This is a genomic window from Pseudomonas sp. BP6 (genome assembly GCF_017875935.1).
In the GTDB taxonomy this organism is placed as follows: Bacteria; Pseudomonadota; Gammaproteobacteria; order Pseudomonadales; family Pseudomonadaceae; genus Aquipseudomonas; species Aquipseudomonas putida_Y.
In genome coordinates, this window is record NZ_JAGINI010000001.1 from 2,818,131 (window position 1) to 2,836,365 (window position 18,235).

Sequence of the window (18,235 nt, forward strand, 5' to 3'; positions counted from 1 at the left end):
GTCGGCAAGGCCTGAAAGGTATGGCTAGCGCAACACAGCCAGCAGGCTGGCCGCATCGCTGACCTCGAACTTGCCGGGGCTTTCAACCGCAATGTACTGGACTACCTGGTCGTCGACCAACATCGCATACCGCTGCGAGCGCCGCCCCAAACCGCGTGCCGAAAGGTCCTGGGTCAGGCCCAGCGCCTCGCTGAATTCGCCATTGCCATCGCCGATCATCTTCACCGCGTCCCCGACCTGCAAGCTGTTGCCCCAGGCGTTCATGACAAAGGCATCGTTCACCGAAACGCACAGGATTTCGTCAATGCCAGCCGCGAACAACGCAGGGGCCGCCGCGACATAACCGGGAACGTGACGTTCAGAACAAGTCGGCGTGAACGCGCCCGGCAACGCGAAGATCAGCACCTTCTTGTGCTTGCAACGCTCGCGAATGGAAAAGGCCATTGGGCCGATCGCGCAGGCGCCTGCGTCGCTGTTGTATTGATAAAGGGTAACGTCGGGCAATTGATCGCCGGTTTTGATCATCGCTGTCTCCTGGGTGAGGTGAAGGCAAGACAGCCATGATGCCGCAGTCGACCAGGCAACGCATCATGAGCAGAGCTAAAAAACCTGTGAAATAACTTCAATATCATTCATGCAGCGCCCCGCCTAGGATACGCCTCAATCAAACACATCAAGATTACGGTGTGAACGACTCAGCCGTTGCTCACACTCAGGCACCTGGAAGCCGTCACCATGAATAAAGCGCCAACATTCACCGTCAAGCGCATTGCGTTCGACGAACATTATCGCCCTGCCGAAAACACCCGCATCACGACCAACTTCGCCAATTTGGCACGGGGTACAAACCGCCAGCAAAACCTGCGCAACACGTTGATGATGATCAATAACCGTTTCAATGCGCTGGCGCACTGGGACAACCCCGAACATGACCGCTACCGCGTAGAGCTGGACATCATATCGGTGGAAATGAATCTCGAAAATGCGCAGCACGGCAATGCCCTGCCGCTGATCGAAATATTGAAAACCTATATTGTCGACCGCAAGAACAATACTCGCCTCGAAGGCATGGTAGGCAACAACTTCTCCTCGTACGTGCGCGATTACGACTTCAGCGTACTGTTACTGGAGCATAACAAGCACCGGTCGACCTTCAGCACACCTGATCATTTCGGCGAGCTGCATGGCAACCTGTTCAAGTGTTTCGTCAACTCGCACACCTACCAGGAGCACTTCAGCAAACCACCGGTTATCTGCCTGAGCGTATCGAGCAGCAGGACGTACCTGCGCACCGAAAATCAACACCCTGTGCTAGGTGTTGAGTACCTGCAGGATGAGTACTCGCTGACGGATGAATACTTCAAGAAAATGGGCTTGAAGGTGCGCTATTTCATGCCACCGAACAGCGTCGCCCCGTTGGCATTTTATTTTGCCGGCGACTTGCTGGCTGACTACACCAACCTTGAACTGATCAGCACCATCAGCACCATGGACACCTTCCAGAAGATCTACCGACCCGAGATCTACAACGCCAATTCTCCAGCAGGCAAGGCCTACCAGCCCAGCCTGAACAACCAGGACTACTCGCTCACGCGCATTGTCTACGACCGGGAAGAGCGCAGCCGCCTGGCGATCGAGCAGGGCAAATTTGCCGAGGAGCAATTTGTCAAACCCTACCAGGCCACGCTAGCGCACTGGTCCGCTCAATACGCACGTTGAACCATTCAAAACACAAGGTCACTGTTCATGAACACATTGCTACCCACCTCCACGGCCGGCAGCCTGCCTAAACCCGCATGGCTGGCTCAACCCGAAACACTCTGGTCACCGTGGAAGTTGCAAGACGAGCAACTGGTCGAAGGCAAACAGGATGCCTTGCGCCTGGCCTTGCAAGAACAACAACACGCCGGTATCGACATCGTCAGTGACGGCGAACAAACCCGCCAGCACTTTGTCACCACGTTTATCGAGCACCTCAGCGGCGTTGATTTCGAACAACGGAAAACCGTCAGAATCCGTGATCGCTACGATGCGAGCGTACCGACGGTGGTGGGTGCTGTCGCTCGACAAAAGCCGGTGTTTGTCGAAGATGCCAAGTTCCTCCGCCAGCACACCACACAGCCGATAAAGTGGGCGCTGCCCGGCCCCATGACCATGATCGACACACTGTATGACAACCACTACAAAAGCCGCGAGAAACTGGCCTGGGAATTCGCCAAGATTCTCAACCAGGAAGCCAAAGAGCTGGAAGCCGCGGGCGTTGACATCATTCAGTTCGACGAGCCGGCATTCAATGTTTTCTTTGACGACGTGAATGACTGGGGCGTAGCTACCTTGGAAAGGGCTATCGAGGGCCTCAAGTGCGAAACGGCCGTCCATATTTGCTATGGCTATGGCATCAAAGCCAACACCGACTGGAAAAAGACCCTCGGTTCAGAATGGCGGCAATATGAACAGGCCTTCCCCAAACTGCAGCAGTCCAGCATCGATATCATTTCGCTGGAATGCCATAACTCGCATGTTCCGATGGACCTGCTCGAGCTGATTCGCGGCAAGAAAGTCATGGTCGGCGCCATCGATGTGGCCACCCATGTCATTGAAACACCCGAACAGGTCGCCGCCACCCTGCGCAAGGCACTGCAATTCGTCGATGCCGACAAGCTCTACCCTTGCACCAACTGCGGCATGGCGCCCCTGCCCCGCCAGGTAGCCAGCGGCAAGCTCAAGGCCTTGAGTGCAGGCGCAGCCATCGTCCGTCAGGAACTTGCTAACGCACGCTGAAATGAATGCAGCCACAGGACCTACCATGTTGCTTTCCGGTACGGCGATCGAGCCGTCGACTTTTCGCCAGGCACTCGGGCACTACGCATCCGGCATCACGGTGATTACATCGCACCACGAAGGTGAGCCGATCGGCTTCACCTGCCAGTCGTTCTACAGCGTATCGATGAGCCCGCCGCTGGTGTCATTCAGTGTGATGTCCAGTTCGGCCAGCTACCCGAAAATTCGCCAGGCTGGCCGCTTCACGGTCAACATCCTGTCAGGTGAGCAGGTCGGCATTTCCAACCAGTTTGCCCGGCGCGGCGCCAACAAGTGGCAGGGCGTCGAATGGCAAGCATCGCCGTTGGGCAACCCGATCATTGCCGGCAGCCTGCACTGGCTTGATTGCGAAATTCACGCCGAACATGCCGCCGGGGACCACCTGATCGTGATTGGCGAAGTCAAAGCATTGAACCTGCTGGCAACTGCTGCCACGCAGCCGCTGCTGTATTTCAAGGGGCAGTACTGCAACCTCGCCGCGCCTCACGCGGCTTGAGCCTCACCCCACTCACGGAAAACCCATCAAAGGAATTGTCAGGATCACGCAGCAGTGAAGAAAACCCGCCATTACTGCGTTGATCCGCCATTTTACTCATGATCGATTTACGCCACCTGCGAACCCTCCACGCGCTGCGTGAAACCGACAGCCTGCACGAGGCCGCCGAGCGCCTGCACCTGACACAATCTGCCCTGTCGCACCAGTTCCGCGATATGGAAGAGCGCATCGGCATGCCACTGTTCGTGCGCAAATCCAGGCCGGTGCGCTTCACCAGCGCCGGGCTGAAGCTGCTGCAGCTGGCCGACCGGGTGCTGCCTCAGATCCGCAGTACCGAACGGGACCTGGGCAAACTGGCCGGGGGCTGCGCCGGACGGCTGCACATCGCCATCGAGTGCCACAGTTGCTACCAGTGGTTGATGCCTTCAGTGGATGAGTTCCGCGGCGCCTGGCCTGAGGTGGAACTGGACCTCGCCTCCGGTTTTTCCTTCGCACCACTGCCAGCCCTGGAGCGCGGCGACCTGGACCTGGTGGTGACCTCCGACCCGATGACACTGCCGGGTATCAGCTACGTGCCGTTGTTCAGTTACGAGGCGCTGCTGGCCATCGACAACCACCACGCCATGCGCCACAAGCCGTACCTGGAGCCCGCCGATATCGCCAGCCAGACACTGATCACCTACCCGATCGAACGCACCCGCCTGGACATCTTCACCCGCTTCCTCGACCCCGCCGACGTCGAGCCCGCACAGGTACGTACTTCAGAACTGACCGTGATGATGATGCAACTGGTTGCGTCCGGGCGCGGCGTCTGCTGCCTGCCCAACTGGGCCGTGCACGAATACAGTTCGCGCGGTTATGTAACCGCCAAGCGCCTTGGCGATCACGGCCTGCAGGCAAACCTCTATGCTGCACTGCGCAGTGACATGCTGGAGGTGCCGTACGTGCGTGATTTTCTGCTCACGGCCAAGGACATCTCGTTCACCACGCTGGCAGGTGTCAGCGTGGCGTCAGGCCCGGTTCTCTGAAAGCCGGGCGTGCGTTTGCGAACCTCAGTGCCGGCCATGGCGCGCCATGCCCCTACCGCCAACGAATCAACTAGCCTTCGCCAACTGCACCTGCAGAAACGCCATCAGTGCCCCCGCCACAGGTGACAAGCTGCGCCCTTTGCGGGTGAGCATGCCGATATGCCGTTCTACCCTGGGCTCCTCAAGGGGGACGAACGCCAGTTTGTCGTTCTCCTGCGGAAAAGCGAGGTACGGCAAGGTACTGATCCCTACCCCCTCCTCCAGCATGGCGATCAACGAAATCATGTTGGAAATGAACAGCCGGCTATCGGCCAGCAAACCCTCGGCCTCGGTACCCGCCAGCAATTGCGAGGTACCGTTGCGGATCATCGGCACGCCCAGCAACTGCGCCCAATGCAGCCGCCCCCCCGCCTGCGCCAGCGGGTGGTCGCTGCGGCACACCACGCCAACCTGATCATTCACGATGGGGGCGAATTCGAGCTGGTCATCGTCCACCCACAGGCTGCTGATGCCGAAATCCACCTGCCCTTGTGCGAGCAACTGCTGCACACGTTCGGCCGTGCCGTCCTGAATGCTGACCTGCACATTGGGGTGCGCGGCCACGAAGCGGGCCAGCGGCCCTGGCAGCATTCGGCTGGCCACAGAAGGCACGGTGGCGATGCTGACCTGGCCGATCTCATGCCGGGCAAACAGCATGACTTCACGAGCAATACGGTCATGGTGCTCGATCAAGCCACGAAACAACGGAAGGCAATGCTCGCCAAATGGCGTCAGTTCTACCCGGCCACCGCCCTTTTCGACCAGTGCCTGCCCCAGCTTCTGCTCCAGTTCCCGCAGGGCCAGGGATATCGCCGGCTGAGTGCGAAAGGCCTGGCGGGCGGCCGCGTGGAAACTCTTGAGTTCGGCGACCAGCACGAAGTAACGCAACTGGGCGATTTTCAGCTCGGGCAACATGGTTAGCATTCCTTATCAAAGCATTTTTTTTATTAATTTTTATTTGCTGCATATTGCTCGCATGATGAATGCCATGCAAACGGAGGCGTTCATCCATGTCACACAAGACCTACAACAACTACATCAATGGCCAGTGGTGTGAAGGCCACGCCACTTTGGGCAACTACAGCCCCTCGGACACTGGCGACCTGATCGGCCAGTACCATCAGGCCAGCGCCGAACAGGCCCGCCAGGCCATCCAGGCCGCCCGCGCCGCTCAACCCCTGTGGTCCGCCAGTGGCCTGGAAAGCCGCCAGCAAGTGCTGATGGCCATCGGCGACGAGCTGATCGCCCGCAAGGAAGAGCTCGGCGAACTGCTGTCGCGAGAAGAAGGCAAACCCTTGGCCGAAGGCATCGGCGAGGTCAACCGCAGTGGCCAGTTCTTCCATTACTACGCCGCCGAAGTGCTGCGCCAGATGGGCGAGACTGCCGCCTCGGTGCGGCCTGGGGTCGACATCGAAGTGCATCGCGAACCGGTGGGTGTGGTGGGCATCATTACCCCATGGAACTTCCCCATGGCCACCGCCGCCTGGAAAATCGCCCCGGCCTTGGCCTTCGGCAACGCCGTGGTGTTCAAGCCGGCCAACCTGGTGCCGGCCAGTGCCTGGGCGCTCACCGAGATCATCAGCCGTCAGGGCCTGCCCAGCGGCACCTTCAACCTGGTGATGGGCAGCGGTGCCGACGTCGGCGAGGCCCTGATCCAGTCCGCCGAGATCGATGCCCTGACGTTCACCGGTTCTCTGCAGACGGGCCGACGCGTAGCGGTGGCCACCGCCGGTAACCTGGTGCGCTGCCAGCTGGAAATGGGTAGCAAGAATGCCCTGGTGGTCATGGACGACGCCGACCTCGAACTGGCCGTGGAATGCGCGCTCAACGGGGCCTTCTTCGGCACCGGGCAGAAATGCACCGCGTCGTCACGGCTGATCGTCTGCGACGGCATCCACGACCGCTTCGTCGAGGCACTGCGCCTGCGCATGCGCCAGCTGAAGGTTGGCCATGCACTGGAGGCAGGCGTACAGATCGGCCCGGTAGCTGACGCGCGCCAGCTGGAACAGAACCTGGCCTACCTGCAACTGGCCCAGGCAGAAGGCGCCACCCTGATCGAAGGTGGCGAACGCCTGCAACTGGCCTCCGATGGCTACTACATGCGCCCTGCCTTGTTCATCAACAGCCGCAACGACATGCGCATCAACCGCGAGGAAGTGTTCGGCCCCATCGCCTGTGTGATCCGCGTGCGCGATTTTGAAGAGGCGCTGGCCACGCTCAACGATACCGAGTACGGCCTCACAGCCGGGATCATCACCCAGTCGCTGCGCCACGCCAGCCACTTCAAGCGCCGCGCCCAGACCGGCTGCGTGATGGTCAACCTGCCCACCGCCGGCACCGACTACCACGTGCCATTCGGGGGCCGCAAAGCCTCGAGCTTCGGCCCGCGGGAACAGGGGCAATACGCTCGCGACTTCTACACCGTGGTCAAGACCACCTACCTGCGGCCCTGAAGGAATACATGCCATGCACGACCTCTTGATGATCGACGGCCTGCAGTACTCCAACTGGAGCCAGGAAATATTCCAGCAGATGCAGGCCGGTGGCCTGAGCGCGGTGCACGCCACCATCGCCTACCACGAAAACGCCCGCGAAACCCTGTCGCGCCTGGGCGAGTGGAACCGCCGCTTCGAGACATGGCCCGAGCTGATCCGCCCGGTACGCACGGCCAGCGACATCCGCCTGGCCCACGAGGAGGGCCGGGTAGGCATCTTCTTCGGCTTCCAGAACTGCTCGCCGATCGAGGACGACATTGCCCTGGTGGAGGTTTTCCGCCAGCTCGGGGTGTTCGTCATGCAACTGACCTACAACAACCAAAGCCTGCTGGCCAGCGGCTGCTATGAGCGCGAGGACAACGGCATCAGCCGCTTCGGTCGCCAGGTGATCGCCGAAATGAACCGCGTCGGCATGCTCATCGACATGTCTCACAGCGCCGAGCGAAGCACGCTTGAGGCCATCGAACTGTCGAGCCGACCGGTGATCATCTCCCACGCCAACCCTGCCAGCTTCCACGCCGCCAAGCGCAACAAGTCCGATGCGGTGCTACGCGGGATCGCAGAGTCGGGCGGGCTGCTGGGGTTCAGCACCTACCCGTTCCACCTCAAGGGTGCCTCGGACTGTAGCCTGGAAAGTTTCTGCGACATGGTCGCGCGCACCGCCGACCTGATGGGTGTGGAGCACATCGGCATCGGCACCGACCTGTGCCAGGCGCAACCCTTGTCCGTGCTGGAATGGATGCGCAACGGCCGCTGGAGCAAGGACAAGGACTACGGCGAAGGCTCCAGGGACAACGCCAACTGGCCGGCGCCCTTGCAGTGGTTTCGCGACAGTCGCGACTTCCGCAACATCGCCAAGGGCCTGCGCGCCCGCGGCTTTGCCGAGCACGACGTGGGCAACATCATGGGGCTGAACTGGTTGCGCCTGCTGGAGACCGCCACCACGGCACAGGCCTGACCCCCTTGCACGGACAGCACCAAGAATAAAAACAATCGCAGGTTCCGGAGGTTTCATGAAAAACCCAACCACCTTGCAGGCTGACGGCCAGGCCATGGGCGTGCCTATGGCACGCGATATCGACTGGCCGTTGTTCCTGATCAGCGGCGGATTCCTCGGCGCCTTCCTGCTGGCGGCGCTGATCGACATCGACACCGTGTCGGCGCTGGTCAATACCCTGTTCGCCTGGTCGACAAAGGCCTTTGGCCTCTATTGGCAAGTGCTGATGCTGGCAACCTTCGCCGTCAGTCTGTTCATCGGTTTTTCCAGATGCGGGCGTGTACGCCTGGGCGGGGTCACCCAGCGCCCGGACGTCAGCACCTTCAACTGGATCGCAGTGATCATGTGCGCCCTGCTGGCAGGTGGTGGCGCCTTCTGGGCCGCTGCCGAACCCTTGATGCACTTTGCCAGCCCGCCGCCCTTCTTCGCCGGCCTGCAACCGCACAGCGAAGCGGCGGCCACCGCGGCACTGGCGCAATCGTTCGTGCACTGGGGCTTCCTGGCCTGGGCCGTGCTGGGCAGCCTGCTGGCGATCGTGCTGATGCACCTGCATTACGATAAAGGCCTTCCGCTGGCGCCGCGCACCCTGCTTTACCCCCTGTTCGGCCAGCGAGCGATCAAGGGCCCGATCGGCACCTTGGCCGACGCTGCCTCGATCATCGCGGTAGTGGCCGGCACCATCGGTCCGATCGGCTTCCTTGGCCTGCAGATCAGCAGCGCCATGCACGCCGTGTGGGGGTTGCCCAACACCATCGTCACCCAGTCGCTGACCATTGTCCTGGTTACCGCGATGTACACTGTTTCGTGCCTGGTGGGCCTCAAAGGCATCCGCTTTGTCAGCGAGATCAACGTCTGGTTGATGATCGGCCTGGCACTGTTCATGGTGGTATTCGGACCGACGCTGTTCATCCTCAGCGGTTTCCCGGCGGCCTTTGCCCTGCACGTGGAGCACTTCATCCCCCTGACGATGTTCCGCGCCGACCCCAAATGGCTGGACTGGTGGACGGTGTTCTACTGGGGCTGGTTCATCGGCTATGCGCCCATGGTGGCACTGTACGTCGCGCGGATCTCGCGGGGCCGCACCCTCCGCGAGATCATCATGACGCTGTCGATCATCGCACCGCTGGTGACCATGTTCTGGTTCACCGTGGTGGGCGGCACCGGGATCGGCCTGGAGCTGCAAACGCCAGGCAGCGTCACCGCCCATGGCGCCAAGCCTGAAGACCTGTTGCTGGGAGTGACGCAGAACCTGCCACTGGGTGGCCTTGTCAGCGCGCTATTCCTGTTCCTGAGTTTCATCTCGGTGGCCACCAATGGCGACGCCATGGCCTTCACCGTGGCGCTGGCGATGTCCAGCGACGATAAACCGAAGAAGTGGTTGCGCGGTTTCTGGGCCATCGGCATGGGCTTGGCGGCGGTAGTGCTGATCACCATTGGCGCAGGCGGAGTGACGGCCCTGCAATCCTTCATTGTCATCACCGCGGTGCCGGTGTCGCTGGTGATCCTGCCAGCGCTGTGGGATGCCGTGCGCATCGCTCGACACATGGCCCGTGAACAAGGCGTCTGAACATGATCCATCCAGGTACAACAACAATGCCCAACAGCGTGCCTGCAATACCCGCGTTGCGCCCTGCCAGCCAAGTCATGGACCTGGCCCGGCTAGGTAGCCACTTCCAGAGCCCGCTCAGCTTCGTGCGCAGCAGCATGCGGCGGATGATGCAACAGCGCTGGCAAATCCGGCGCAGCTGTTTCGACCTCGATGGCCAAGGTTTCGGCACTGCGATCTACCGCATCGAAACGCCAAACGGCCATTACCACTGCGTGATCTTCTCGGCCTACCTGCCGCCGGAAAAGCGCAGCGATCGGGTCATCGCCGACCAGTGGGACGTCAGCTTCGTGCTGGTGGCCGGCGATGTCGACTCGGCACAGCTGGCCGACCTGCAACGCAACGTGCCGCTGCAGGAAGCCGGCCGCTTCGATTCACGCGTGCTGGTGTTGTCGCGGGCCAACCGGAGCTTGCGCAATTTCGACCGGTTTCTGGCGGCGCTGGCAGAAGGTCGCCAGCCCGATCCACAGCAACTGGCTGAAGTCGGCTACCTGTATCGCACTACAGCTGTTTACGGTAACGGCAAGTTCGGCATCGCCGATTTTGGTTGCCTGCAAGATAACCCGGACTTCAACCAGCCGTTCAGCGCGCAGATGTTCACCGTCTACCTGCTGCGTCACTTCAGCATCGAGCAGATCAACCACATGGCCCAGGCACTCGCCCCGCAGCGGGCAGTGCAACTGGCCCCGGCCCTTCAACGCTACCTGGGGGTCGGCAACGCGACCGGGCTGGGAATGGCCCCTTTTCTGATCAACCACCCTCAACTGGTGGAGCACTGGATCAGTACGCGGGAAACGGCCCTGGCCCTGGTGCTGGCGCAGCCGGCGGAGCCCGCCCCGTTGGCGCGCCTGCAGCAATTGCTGGCGCGCGCCCAGTTGCACCTGAGCCAGTCCCGGACCGAAGACCAGCGCCAGCATGAGCAGAACCTGCAAACCTTGGCCGAGCTTGCTTTACTGGCCACCTGGCTTGGCACGCAAGCCGACGGCGCGGGCCTTTGGCCGCGCCTGCTGGCCTGGGCGCAATTACATACGGGGGTGGGCTGCCAGGAGCTTCTGGTCAGCCTGCTGCTGGAGCTGTACCCCGAGCAGATCGCGCCACTGGCCGAGCACATGGGCGTCAACGAAGGCTGGCAGCTGGACGCCCAGATGCCCCTTGGGCAACTGCGCCAGCTCATCGAGCAGCAGTATGGCTGGGCGTTGCGCTACGACTTCAGTGCTGTCGATGCGGAGCACTTCTTCTGGTACCGCTCAGCTGAAAAAGAAGAGCCGCGCCTGGGCATTCGCGCAGAGGAGCCGGGGGCCGAAAAAGAAATGCAACTGGGCATTGCCCGCAATATCCAGCAGTGCCATGGCGCACTGCTGGAGCACCTGCAACTGCAGCCCCAGGCGTTGACCGCTCACTTCCTGATCGCCCAACCGATGTTCAAAGGTACGGTACGCCGCCTGCAAGGCATGGCAAAAACGAACTACGGTGAAATCCGTGCCAATCTGCTGGCCCGGGACATGCTGCCGATTCACCTGCTGCGCTGCAAACTGGCATTTTTCGGCGCGGGGAAATTCGACCCCAAGTCAAGCCGCTGGGTGCGTATCACGCTGTTCCAGGGCGCGCCGCTGGTCAGCGACATCGGTCAGCCGTTCGCAGACGACTGGAATTTCGCAGTCATGCCGCAAAGGGAGTTTTGACCATGCGCGTATCGCTTAACGAAATACAGGTGATGTGCCGCAAGGCATTCGAAGGCATGGGCTTCGCCCCGGGCGACTGCGAGGATGCCGCCGAACTCGTGGGCTGGTTGCAACTGCAGGGGCTCGATGGCGTCGGTGCACTGGAAAAGGCGTTGCGTTATCTGCAAGCCGAAGCTGCACGGCCATACGCCTTGTGCCATGAGGATAACGCCCTGCTGGTGATCGACGCCAAGGGCCAGAGCGTGTTGCGCTGCGCCGCCACGGTGGTGGAACTGGCGGCAGCCAAGGCCATGCGCTGTGGTCAGGCCGAACTGCGCATCCGCCACTGCCACAACCGTTTGCTGTTGCTGGGCTACCTGAGCCGGGCAGCTGTGCAGGGGCTGCACGTGCAAGCCCGCTGGGAGGACGCCCGCCAATGCCACCTGGCCGATTTTACCGCCGGCATGCCGCGTCCGAAACTGAGCAGTGAAACCCGGCCCCAGGCCATTGAAGCGGCCGCGCAGGACGTAACGGTGCTGTTCACCCGAGCAGGCCAGACCGCCCAGGCAATAACCGACCCGCAGCGCACACTGCAGCAAGGTTTTACAGTCAACGAACATACCTGGCAAAGGCTCAGGCAGCTGGCCGAACACATCCTTGTCGAGAGCACCGATGCCTCACGCCGCCACGGTGCAGGCGGCGGCAGCGACGCCGACTGAACACCCTTGCCACTGAGGAAACAACCCATGAAGCATGCAATAAAGACCGAGCTGTTCGCCTCCAGGGCGCCACTGGAATGGGCGGTCGTCGGCAACGGTACGTTGTACACGGCCCAGATCCCAATCGATACGCAGGGCCAGGTGGTTGCCGGCGGCATCGAGGCCCAGGCCCGCCAGACACTGGACAACCTGCGCCACACCCTGGAAGCCGCTGACAGCTCGCTGGATGCCGTGACCCAGGTGCTGATCTACGTGACCGACCGCCGCTATCTGGCAACTGTAAATGCCGTGTACGCCGAGTATTTCCAGGCACCCTACCCCAACCGCGCGGCCGTAGTGGTGGCAGGCCTCGCCCGGGAAGAAATGCTGGTGGAGCTGGTGGTCTACGCCTGCCTCTGACGCCCTGAAGGCGCCCGTCTCACGATATTCAGCGTTCGCCCAATCGAGTGCCGCCCGCGCGGCGCTCGATGCATGCCCCCTCCGCCCCACGTCATGCACCCGGAATATTCCCTTTTTCGCCCGCCAGGTACCGGCCTGCGCCCCATTTCGGTTCAAAAGCCGCGCCCGGATCAATAGCGCCCTTTTTTGATGCGCCGACCCTTGCGGCCAGGCAGCTCACATCGGTTGTGCCCCTCACATTTCCCGCCCCCAGAGCCGCCAGGCGTGTTCGGCACTTTTATTGCACAGACTGATTGTGCTCAACACACAGGCAATCTACCGAGACCGAGGTTAACGCGAGACACAGCTCCCACTTACCCCAGCAAGGCAGCACCCTGAAAGACGCAGATGAACCGCAATGAAGCTGCCGGCAACGGCGGCAAGGAGTGGGTATGTCCCGGGCTTTTTTCAATGAAATGTACGAAGCGGACGGCAACTGCCGCCCGCATTACCAGGAGTTCGCCCGCTGGCTGGCCAACACCCCGCTGGAGTTGCTGGAACAGCGCCGGCGCGAGGCCGACCTGCTGTTTCACCGCGCAGGCATCACCTTCACCTTGTATGGCGACAAGCAGGATACCGAGCGCCTGATCCCCTTCGATATCATCCCGCGCAGCATCCGCGCCAGCGAGTGGCGCACGGTCGAGCGTGGCTGCATTCAACGGGTACAGGCGCTGAACCTGTTCCTGCAGGACATCTACCACGACCAGCGCATCCTCAAGGCGGGCATCATCCCGCCAGAGCAAGTGCTGGCCAACGAGGGCTACCAGATCGCCATGCAGGGCCTGGACCTGCACCGTGGGCTGTATGCACATATTGCCGGTGTCGACCTGGTACGTGACGGCGATGGCAGCTACTTCGTGCTGGAAGACAATCTGCGCACCCCCAGCGGCGTCAGCTACATGCTCGAAGACCGCAAGATGATGATGCGCCTGTTCCCCGAACTGTTTGCCGCCCAGCGTATCGCGCCCATCGACCACTACCCCAACCTGCTGCTGGACACGCTCAAAAGCGCCAGTCCACTGGACAACCCCACTGCCGTGCTGCTCACCCCTGGCCGTTTCAACAGCGCCTACTTCGAGCATGCCTTCCTGGCCCGGGAAATGGGCATCGAGCTGGTCGAAGGCGCCGACCTGTTCGTGCGTGATGAGCATGTCTACATGCGCACCACGGCCGGCCCCCAGCAGGTGGACGTGATCTATCGCCGCCTGGACGACGACTACCTCGACCCGCTGTCCTTCAACCCTGATTCGATGCTGGGCGTGCCGGGGCTGGTCTCGGTTTACCGCGCCGGCAATGTGGTGCTGGCCAACGCCGTCGGCACTGGCGTGGCCGATGACAAATCCATCTACCCCTATGTCGACGACATGATCCGCTTTTACCTGAGCGAAGAGCCCATCCTGAACAACGTGCCGACCTGGCAGTGCCGCAAGCCGGCGGACCTGTCCCATGTACTGGCCCACCTGCCCGAACTGGTGGTCAAGGAAACCCAGGGCTCCGGCGGCTATGGCATGCTGGTCGGGCCTGCTTCGACCAAAGCCCAGATCGAGGACTTCCGCGCGCGCATCAAAGCCCGCCCGCACGCCTATATCGCTCAACCGACGCTGTGCCTGTCAACCTGCCCGACCTTCGTCGACAGCGGCATCGCACCGCGTCACATTGACCTGCGCCCGTTCGTGCTGTCGGGCAGTGAAACCCGCCTGGTGCCCGGTGGCCTGACGCGCGTGGCGCTCAAGGAAGGCTCGCTGGTGGTCAACTCGTCGCAGGGCGGCGGTACCAAGGACACCTGGGTGGTGGAGGACTGAGCCATGCTTTCGCGAACCGCTTCCGACCTGTACTGGATGTCCCGCTACCTGGAACGTGCAGAAAACCTCGCGCGCATGCTCGAGGTCAGCTACTCGCTATCGCTGATGCCCCAGGCCGGGCGCAGCGACGGCCATACCGAACTGGCAATGTCGCTGATGGCCTCGGGCATGCTGGACGACTACCTGCGTCGGCACAATGAACTCGACACCGAGCGCATGCTGCACTTCTTCGCCCTCGACGCCACCAACCCCAGCAGCATCTATTGCTGCCTGCAGGCTGCCAGGACCAATGCCCATGCAGTACGCGGCCGTATCACCGCCGACATGTGGGAGAACATCAACGCCACCTGGATCGAAATGCGCAACATTGCCAGCAATGGCCTTGGTCGCTATGGCATCAGCCAGTTCTGCGACTGGGTCAAGGAACGATCGCACCTGTTCCGCGGCGCGACCTCCGGCACCATCATGCGCAACGATGCCTACAGCTTCATTCGCCTGGGGACCTTCCTGGAACGGGCGGACAACACCCTGCGCCTGCTCGATGCGCGCTACGAAATGTTCGGCGAGGCCTCCGAAGAGGTCAGCGACGACTCCGCCCGCGGCTATTACCAATGGAGCGCCCTGCTGCGCGCGCTGACCTCGTATGAGGCCTTCAACGAGCTCTATCGCGCCGCGCCCAGTGCCCGGCCGGTGTCCGAGCTGCTGCTGTTGCGGGTGGACGTGCCGCGCTCGCTGCATGCCTGCATCGAGGAACTGGACCTGATCCTGGCGGGTCTGCCGGGCAGTACCGGGCGTGCCGCCCAGCGCATGGCCGCCGAACTGAATGCGCGCCTGCGCTACACCGCAATCGACGAAATCCTCGATGCAGGGTTGCACCCCTGGCTGAGCGACTTCATTGGCCGCATCAACCAACTGGGCCAGGCCGTCCATCACTCCTACCTGGAGGTTGTATGAAACTGTCCATTCGCCACGACACGACCTATAACTACGCCAGCGACGTATGCAACAGTATCCAGTTCCTGCGCCTGACACCGCGCAGCAGCGAACGCCAGCGTATCAATCAATGGCAACTGGACCTGCCCTGCAAGGTAAAGGGCCAGATCGACCCTTATGGCAACATCCTGCACGTGCTGACACTGGACAAACCCCATGGCCACCTGGCGCTTACCGCACACGGCCAGGTCGAGATCGACCCGGATTGCGAACACGAAACCGAGAGCCAGTCGCCCCTGCCGTTCCTGCGCGGCAGCCACCTGACGCAGGCCGACGACACCCTGATTGCTTTCGCCGCCCGGCAATGTGGCAGTCACCGCGACCGGGCAGCACTGATCGGGCTGATGCAAGGCCTGGCCGAGCACATGCCCTACAGCCCTGGCGCAACGTCGGTGGGTACCACGGCCATCGAAGCCTTCAGCGGTGGCGCGGGCGTGTGTCAGGACCACACCCACGCCTTCCTGGCCTGCGCACGCAGCCTGGGGGTGCCGGCACGCTATGTGTCCGGCTACCTGTGCACCGAGGATGAACAACACCTGGCCAGCCACGCCTGGGCCGAAGCCTGGGTCGACGATGCCTGGTACAGCTTCGACATTACCAACCGCCTGACCCGGCCAGAGCGTCACCTGAAGCTGGCGGTGGGCCTGGACTACCTTGATGCCTGCCCGGTCAGGGGCGTACGCCGCGGCGGCGGCGCCGAATCGATGCAGGCCAGTGTCCACGTGCATCGCCAGTGACAGGATGGCTTCAGACCGGTCTTGCCGCGCGAGTGCGGCAAGACCCTTCCACACGCAACACAAGGGAAACCGCATGACTTACTGTGTCGCCATGCACCTGGAGGACGGGCTTGTCTTCATCAGCGACTCACGCACCAACGCCGGTATCGACCAGATCTCCACGTTCACCAAGTTGTTCGTTTTCAGCGTCCCGGGCGAGCGACTGATCGTGCTGCAGACCGCCGGCAATCTGGCGACCTCGCAGTCGGTGATCAACCTGCTGCAGCAACGCACCCAGAGCAACGGCCCCCACCTGCTGAACGTTGCCACGCTCTACGATGCAACGGTGCTGGTCGCCGACACCCTGCGCGAGGTGGTCAAAAGAGACCGCAGCAAGCTCACGGCCGATATCGACCTCAGCAGTTCATTCATCGTCGGCGGCCAGATAGCCGGCGGCCCCATGGCCATCTACAACGTGTATGCACAAGGCAATTTCTTCCAGGCCACGCCGGACACCCCGTTTCTGCAGCTGGGTGAAAGCAAGTACGGCAGGCCAATACTCGACCGTAACCTGGATTACCGCACGCCGCTCGATGAAGCGCTGCGCTGCGGCCTGATTTCGTTCGACTCCACCATCCGCAGCAACCTGTCGGTGGGCATGCCGCTGGACTTGCTGGTGTACCGCAATAACAGCCTGGAAAGCATGACGCGCAAGCGCATTACCAGCGACGATGCCTATTACCAACAGATTCGCAGGCAGTGGAGCGACGGTTTGAAAACCCTGCTGGCCGAACTGCCAGCGCCGCCTTATGGCTGAACAAGCAAACGGTTCAGATCCTTTGCCTGTACCGGCCCCTTCGCGGGCTTGCCCGCTCCCACAGGTACTGTGCAAGCCTTGAAGGCTGTGATGTCCTGTGCGAGCGGGCAAGCCCGCGCAGGGGCCGGACAGGCAACACCTCAGTAAAGCCAATGTGTAATGTTCGAGACTCCGTGGGTTATCCTGCCCCTTCCCCCTGTCACGAGACTGCTGCTGGCGGCCCACAGACTGCACTGCAGGTGAAATCATGATTCACGGAAAAACCCTGGAAGCCTGGCAACAAAGCCACCCGATCATCGCCGAGCTGGTTGCCCTGAAGCAGACCTGCTGGTTCAACCCTGGTATCGCCAAGGCTGCAGAAGCCCTGCACGATGTGGGCCTGACGGCTGCCGACGTGCAAGCGGCCAGCGCGCGGCTACAGCGGTTCGCGCCTTACCTGGCCACTGTGTTCCCCGAAACAGCCGCTGCCGGCGGGGTCATCGAGTCGCCTGTCATCCCGCTGCCACGGCTGCGCCAGGTGCTTGTCGAAGAAGGATCACTGCAGAACGCAGGCAGCCTGTGGCTCAAGGCGGACAGTGACTTGCCCATCTCCGGTTCGATCAAGGCCCGGGGCGGTATCCATGAAGTGCTCAAGCACGCCGAAGACCTGGCCTTGGCGGCCGGCTTGATCACGCCAACGGATGACTACACCCAACTGGCGAGCGACCAGGCCCGCGCATTTTTCAGTCAGCACACGATCGCCGTGGGTTCGACCGGCAACCTGGGGCTGTCGATTGGCATCATGAGCGCAAAGCTGGGTTTCCAGGTGAGCGTGCACATGTCGTCCGACGCCCGGCAATGGAAGAAGGACAAGCTGCGGGCCAACGGCGTGACAGTGGTAGAACATGCGTGCGACTACAGCGTAGCGGTCGAGCAGGGTCGCCAGCAGGCGGCCTCAGACCCCAGTTGTTATTTTGTCGACGACGAAAACTCCCCACAGCTGTTTCTCGGCTATGCCGTCGCCGCCGAACGGTTGGCACGGCAACTCGACCAGGCTGGTATTCAGGTGAACGCAGACCATCCGTTGTTCGTGTATCTGCCGTGCGGCGTAGGGGGCGGCCCGGGCGGTGTCGCATTCGGGCTGAAGCTGGTGTTCGGCGATGCCGTGCACTGCATCTTTGCCGAACCCACCCACTCCCCCTGCATGCTGCTGGGTGTCTATACCGGCCTGCATGATGAAACCAGCGTGCAGGACTTCGGCATCGACAACATCACCGCCGCAGACGGCCTGGCGGTCGGGCGCCCGTCGGGGTTTGTCGGCAAAGCCATGCAGCGGCTGATCGATGGTTACTACACCGTGACCGACGAAGAGCTGTACCGCTTGATGGTCATCGCCCATGAGCAGGACAAGGTCAAACTGGAGCCCTCTGCCCTGGCCGGCGTACCGGGTATGCTACGGGTGCTGCAAGCCGACGAGTACCTGGCCCGCCAACGCTTCACCCCAGCCCGGCTGCGACAGGCCACCCACCTTGCCTGGGGAACGGGGGGCAGCATGGTGCCGGAAGATGAGTTCAACGCCTATCTGGCCAAAGGGCGCAGCGAGCAGGCAAACGTGTAACCGAAGCGCCG

Annotated in this window: 17 protein-coding genes; 15 read left to right on the forward strand and 2 right to left on the reverse strand. The window is 61.9% G+C overall.

The annotated features are described in order from the left end of the window. Positions 1 to 24: 24 nt before the first annotated feature. The gene (locus J3A98_RS12950) at positions 25 to 525 is read right to left on the reverse strand and encodes a peroxiredoxin (protein WP_209966588.1); all 501 of its coding nucleotides are present in this window, start codon (positions 523 to 525) and stop codon (positions 25 to 27) included. Positions 526 to 735: 210 nt separating this feature from the next. Between J3A98_RS12950 and J3A98_RS12955 the strand changes: the two genes are divergently transcribed. The 4 genes from J3A98_RS12955 to J3A98_RS12970 all read left to right on the forward strand — a co-directional run bounded on the left by J3A98_RS12955 (position 736) and on the right by J3A98_RS12970 (position 4,344). Then, a complete protein-coding gene (locus J3A98_RS12955) occupies positions 736 to 1,719 on the forward strand; it encodes a DUF1852 domain-containing protein (RefSeq protein WP_176684084.1) in 984 nt (327 codons plus the stop codon). Positions 1,720 to 1,746: 27 nt separating this feature from the next. Continuing rightward, a complete protein-coding gene (locus J3A98_RS12960) occupies positions 1,747 to 2,781 on the forward strand; it encodes a methionine synthase (RefSeq protein ID WP_176684085.1) in 1,035 nt (344 codons plus the stop codon). A 25-nt stretch (positions 2,782 to 2,806) separates the two neighbouring features. Continuing rightward, a complete protein-coding gene (locus tag J3A98_RS12965) occupies positions 2,807 to 3,316 on the forward strand; it encodes a flavin reductase family protein (RefSeq protein ID WP_209966590.1) in 510 nt (169 codons plus the stop codon). 98 nt (positions 3,317 to 3,414) lie between these two features. Beyond that, positions 3,415 to 4,344, forward strand: a complete 930-nt coding sequence (locus tag J3A98_RS12970; RefSeq protein WP_209966592.1) for a LysR family transcriptional regulator — start codon at positions 3,415 to 3,417, stop codon at positions 4,342 to 4,344. Between the two features lie 66 nt (positions 4,345 to 4,410). On the opposite strand, the gene J3A98_RS12975 is transcribed toward J3A98_RS12970, so the two are convergent. Beyond that, entirely contained in the window at positions 4,411 to 5,298 is an 888-nt protein-coding gene (locus J3A98_RS12975; RefSeq protein ID WP_176684088.1) for a LysR family transcriptional regulator, read from the reverse strand. Between the two features lie 95 nt (positions 5,299 to 5,393). Between J3A98_RS12975 and J3A98_RS12980 the strand changes: the two genes are divergently transcribed. The 11 genes from J3A98_RS12980 to J3A98_RS13030 all read left to right on the forward strand — a co-directional run bounded on the left by J3A98_RS12980 (position 5,394) and on the right by J3A98_RS13030 (position 18,224). Continuing rightward, the gene (locus J3A98_RS12980; RefSeq protein ID WP_209966594.1) at positions 5,394 to 6,836 is read left to right on the forward strand and encodes an aldehyde dehydrogenase family protein; all 1,443 of its coding nucleotides are present in this window, start codon (positions 5,394 to 5,396) and stop codon (positions 6,834 to 6,836) included. Positions 6,837 to 6,849: 13 nt separating this feature from the next. Further along, on the forward strand, positions 6,850 to 7,836 hold the full coding sequence (locus J3A98_RS12985) for a dipeptidase (RefSeq protein ID WP_209966596.1): 987 nt from the start codon (positions 6,850 to 6,852) through the stop codon (positions 7,834 to 7,836). A gap of 55 nt (positions 7,837 to 7,891) precedes the next feature. Then, the gene (locus J3A98_RS12990; protein ID WP_176684091.1) at positions 7,892 to 9,442 is read left to right on the forward strand and encodes a BCCT family transporter; all 1,551 of its coding nucleotides are present in this window, start codon (positions 7,892 to 7,894) and stop codon (positions 9,440 to 9,442) included. A gap of 26 nt (positions 9,443 to 9,468) precedes the next feature. Beyond that, complete coding sequence (locus J3A98_RS12995; RefSeq protein WP_209966598.1) at positions 9,469 to 11,163, forward strand: hypothetical protein; 1,695 nt, start codon at positions 9,469 to 9,471, stop codon at positions 11,161 to 11,163. Between the two features lie 2 nt (positions 11,164 to 11,165). Then, on the forward strand, positions 11,166 to 11,861 hold the full coding sequence (locus tag J3A98_RS13000) for a DUF3726 domain-containing protein (RefSeq protein ID WP_209966600.1): 696 nt from the start codon (positions 11,166 to 11,168) through the stop codon (positions 11,859 to 11,861). A 27-nt stretch (positions 11,862 to 11,888) separates the two neighbouring features. Next, on the forward strand, positions 11,889 to 12,260 hold the full coding sequence (locus J3A98_RS13005) for a RidA family protein (protein ID WP_012052761.1): 372 nt from the start codon (positions 11,889 to 11,891) through the stop codon (positions 12,258 to 12,260). Positions 12,261 to 12,691: 431 nt separating this feature from the next. Continuing rightward, complete coding sequence (locus tag J3A98_RS13010) at positions 12,692 to 14,101, forward strand: circularly permuted type 2 ATP-grasp protein (protein ID WP_176684094.1); 1,410 nt, start codon at positions 12,692 to 12,694, stop codon at positions 14,099 to 14,101. 3 nt (positions 14,102 to 14,104) lie between these two features. After that, positions 14,105 to 15,055 carry an alpha-E domain-containing protein gene (locus tag J3A98_RS13015; protein WP_176684095.1) on the forward strand — a complete coding sequence of 317 codons (951 nt, stop codon included), beginning with the start codon at positions 14,105 to 14,107 and terminating at the stop codon, positions 15,053 to 15,055. After that, the gene (locus J3A98_RS13020; RefSeq protein WP_209966602.1) at positions 15,052 to 15,831 is read left to right on the forward strand and encodes a transglutaminase family protein; all 780 of its coding nucleotides are present in this window, start codon (positions 15,052 to 15,054) and stop codon (positions 15,829 to 15,831) included. The genes J3A98_RS13015 and J3A98_RS13020 overlap by 4 nt, the downstream gene beginning before the upstream one ends. A gap of 73 nt (positions 15,832 to 15,904) precedes the next feature. Next, the gene (locus J3A98_RS13025; RefSeq protein ID WP_209966604.1) at positions 15,905 to 16,627 is read left to right on the forward strand and encodes a proteasome-type protease; all 723 of its coding nucleotides are present in this window, start codon (positions 15,905 to 15,907) and stop codon (positions 16,625 to 16,627) included. Between the two features lie 247 nt (positions 16,628 to 16,874). Beyond that, positions 16,875 to 18,224, forward strand: coding sequence for a D-serine ammonia-lyase (locus tag J3A98_RS13030; protein ID WP_209966607.1), 1,350 nt, complete (start codon positions 16,875 to 16,877; stop codon positions 18,222 to 18,224). The last annotated feature ends 11 nt before the right edge of the window (positions 18,225 to 18,235 follow it).

Bases quoted from the DNA above. Each gene is read 5' to 3' on its own strand.
- J3A98_RS12950 (WP_209966588.1), bottom strand. From the start codon at position 525: ATGATCAAAACCGGCGATCAATTGCCCGACGTTACCCTTTATCAATAC.
- J3A98_RS12955 (WP_176684084.1), top strand. From the start codon at position 736: ATGAATAAAGCGCCAACATTCACCGTCAAGCGCATTGCGTTCGACGAA.
- J3A98_RS12960 (WP_176684085.1), top strand. From the start codon at position 1,747: ATGAACACATTGCTACCCACCTCCACGGCCGGCAGCCTGCCTAAACCC.
- J3A98_RS12965 (WP_209966590.1), top strand. From the start codon at position 2,807: ATGTTGCTTTCCGGTACGGCGATCGAGCCGTCGACTTTTCGCCAGGCA.
- J3A98_RS12970 (WP_209966592.1), top strand. From the start codon at position 3,415: ATGATCGATTTACGCCACCTGCGAACCCTCCACGCGCTGCGTGAAACC.
- J3A98_RS12975 (WP_176684088.1), bottom strand. From the start codon at position 5,298: ATGTTGCCCGAGCTGAAAATCGCCCAGTTGCGTTACTTCGTGCTGGTC.
- J3A98_RS12980 (WP_209966594.1), top strand. From the start codon at position 5,394: ATGTCACACAAGACCTACAACAACTACATCAATGGCCAGTGGTGTGAA.
- J3A98_RS12985 (WP_209966596.1), top strand. From the start codon at position 6,850: ATGCACGACCTCTTGATGATCGACGGCCTGCAGTACTCCAACTGGAGC.
- J3A98_RS12990 (WP_176684091.1), top strand. From the start codon at position 7,892: ATGAAAAACCCAACCACCTTGCAGGCTGACGGCCAGGCCATGGGCGTG.
- J3A98_RS12995 (WP_209966598.1), top strand. From the start codon at position 9,469: ATGCCCAACAGCGTGCCTGCAATACCCGCGTTGCGCCCTGCCAGCCAA.
- J3A98_RS13000 (WP_209966600.1), top strand. From the start codon at position 11,166: ATGCGCGTATCGCTTAACGAAATACAGGTGATGTGCCGCAAGGCATTC.
- J3A98_RS13005 (WP_012052761.1), top strand. From the start codon at position 11,889: ATGAAGCATGCAATAAAGACCGAGCTGTTCGCCTCCAGGGCGCCACTG.
- J3A98_RS13010 (WP_176684094.1), top strand. From the start codon at position 12,692: ATGTCCCGGGCTTTTTTCAATGAAATGTACGAAGCGGACGGCAACTGC.
- J3A98_RS13015 (WP_176684095.1), top strand. From the start codon at position 14,105: ATGCTTTCGCGAACCGCTTCCGACCTGTACTGGATGTCCCGCTACCTG.
- J3A98_RS13020 (WP_209966602.1), top strand. From the start codon at position 15,052: ATGAAACTGTCCATTCGCCACGACACGACCTATAACTACGCCAGCGAC.
- J3A98_RS13025 (WP_209966604.1), top strand. From the start codon at position 15,905: ATGACTTACTGTGTCGCCATGCACCTGGAGGACGGGCTTGTCTTCATC.
- J3A98_RS13030 (WP_209966607.1), top strand. From the start codon at position 16,875: ATGATTCACGGAAAAACCCTGGAAGCCTGGCAACAAAGCCACCCGATC.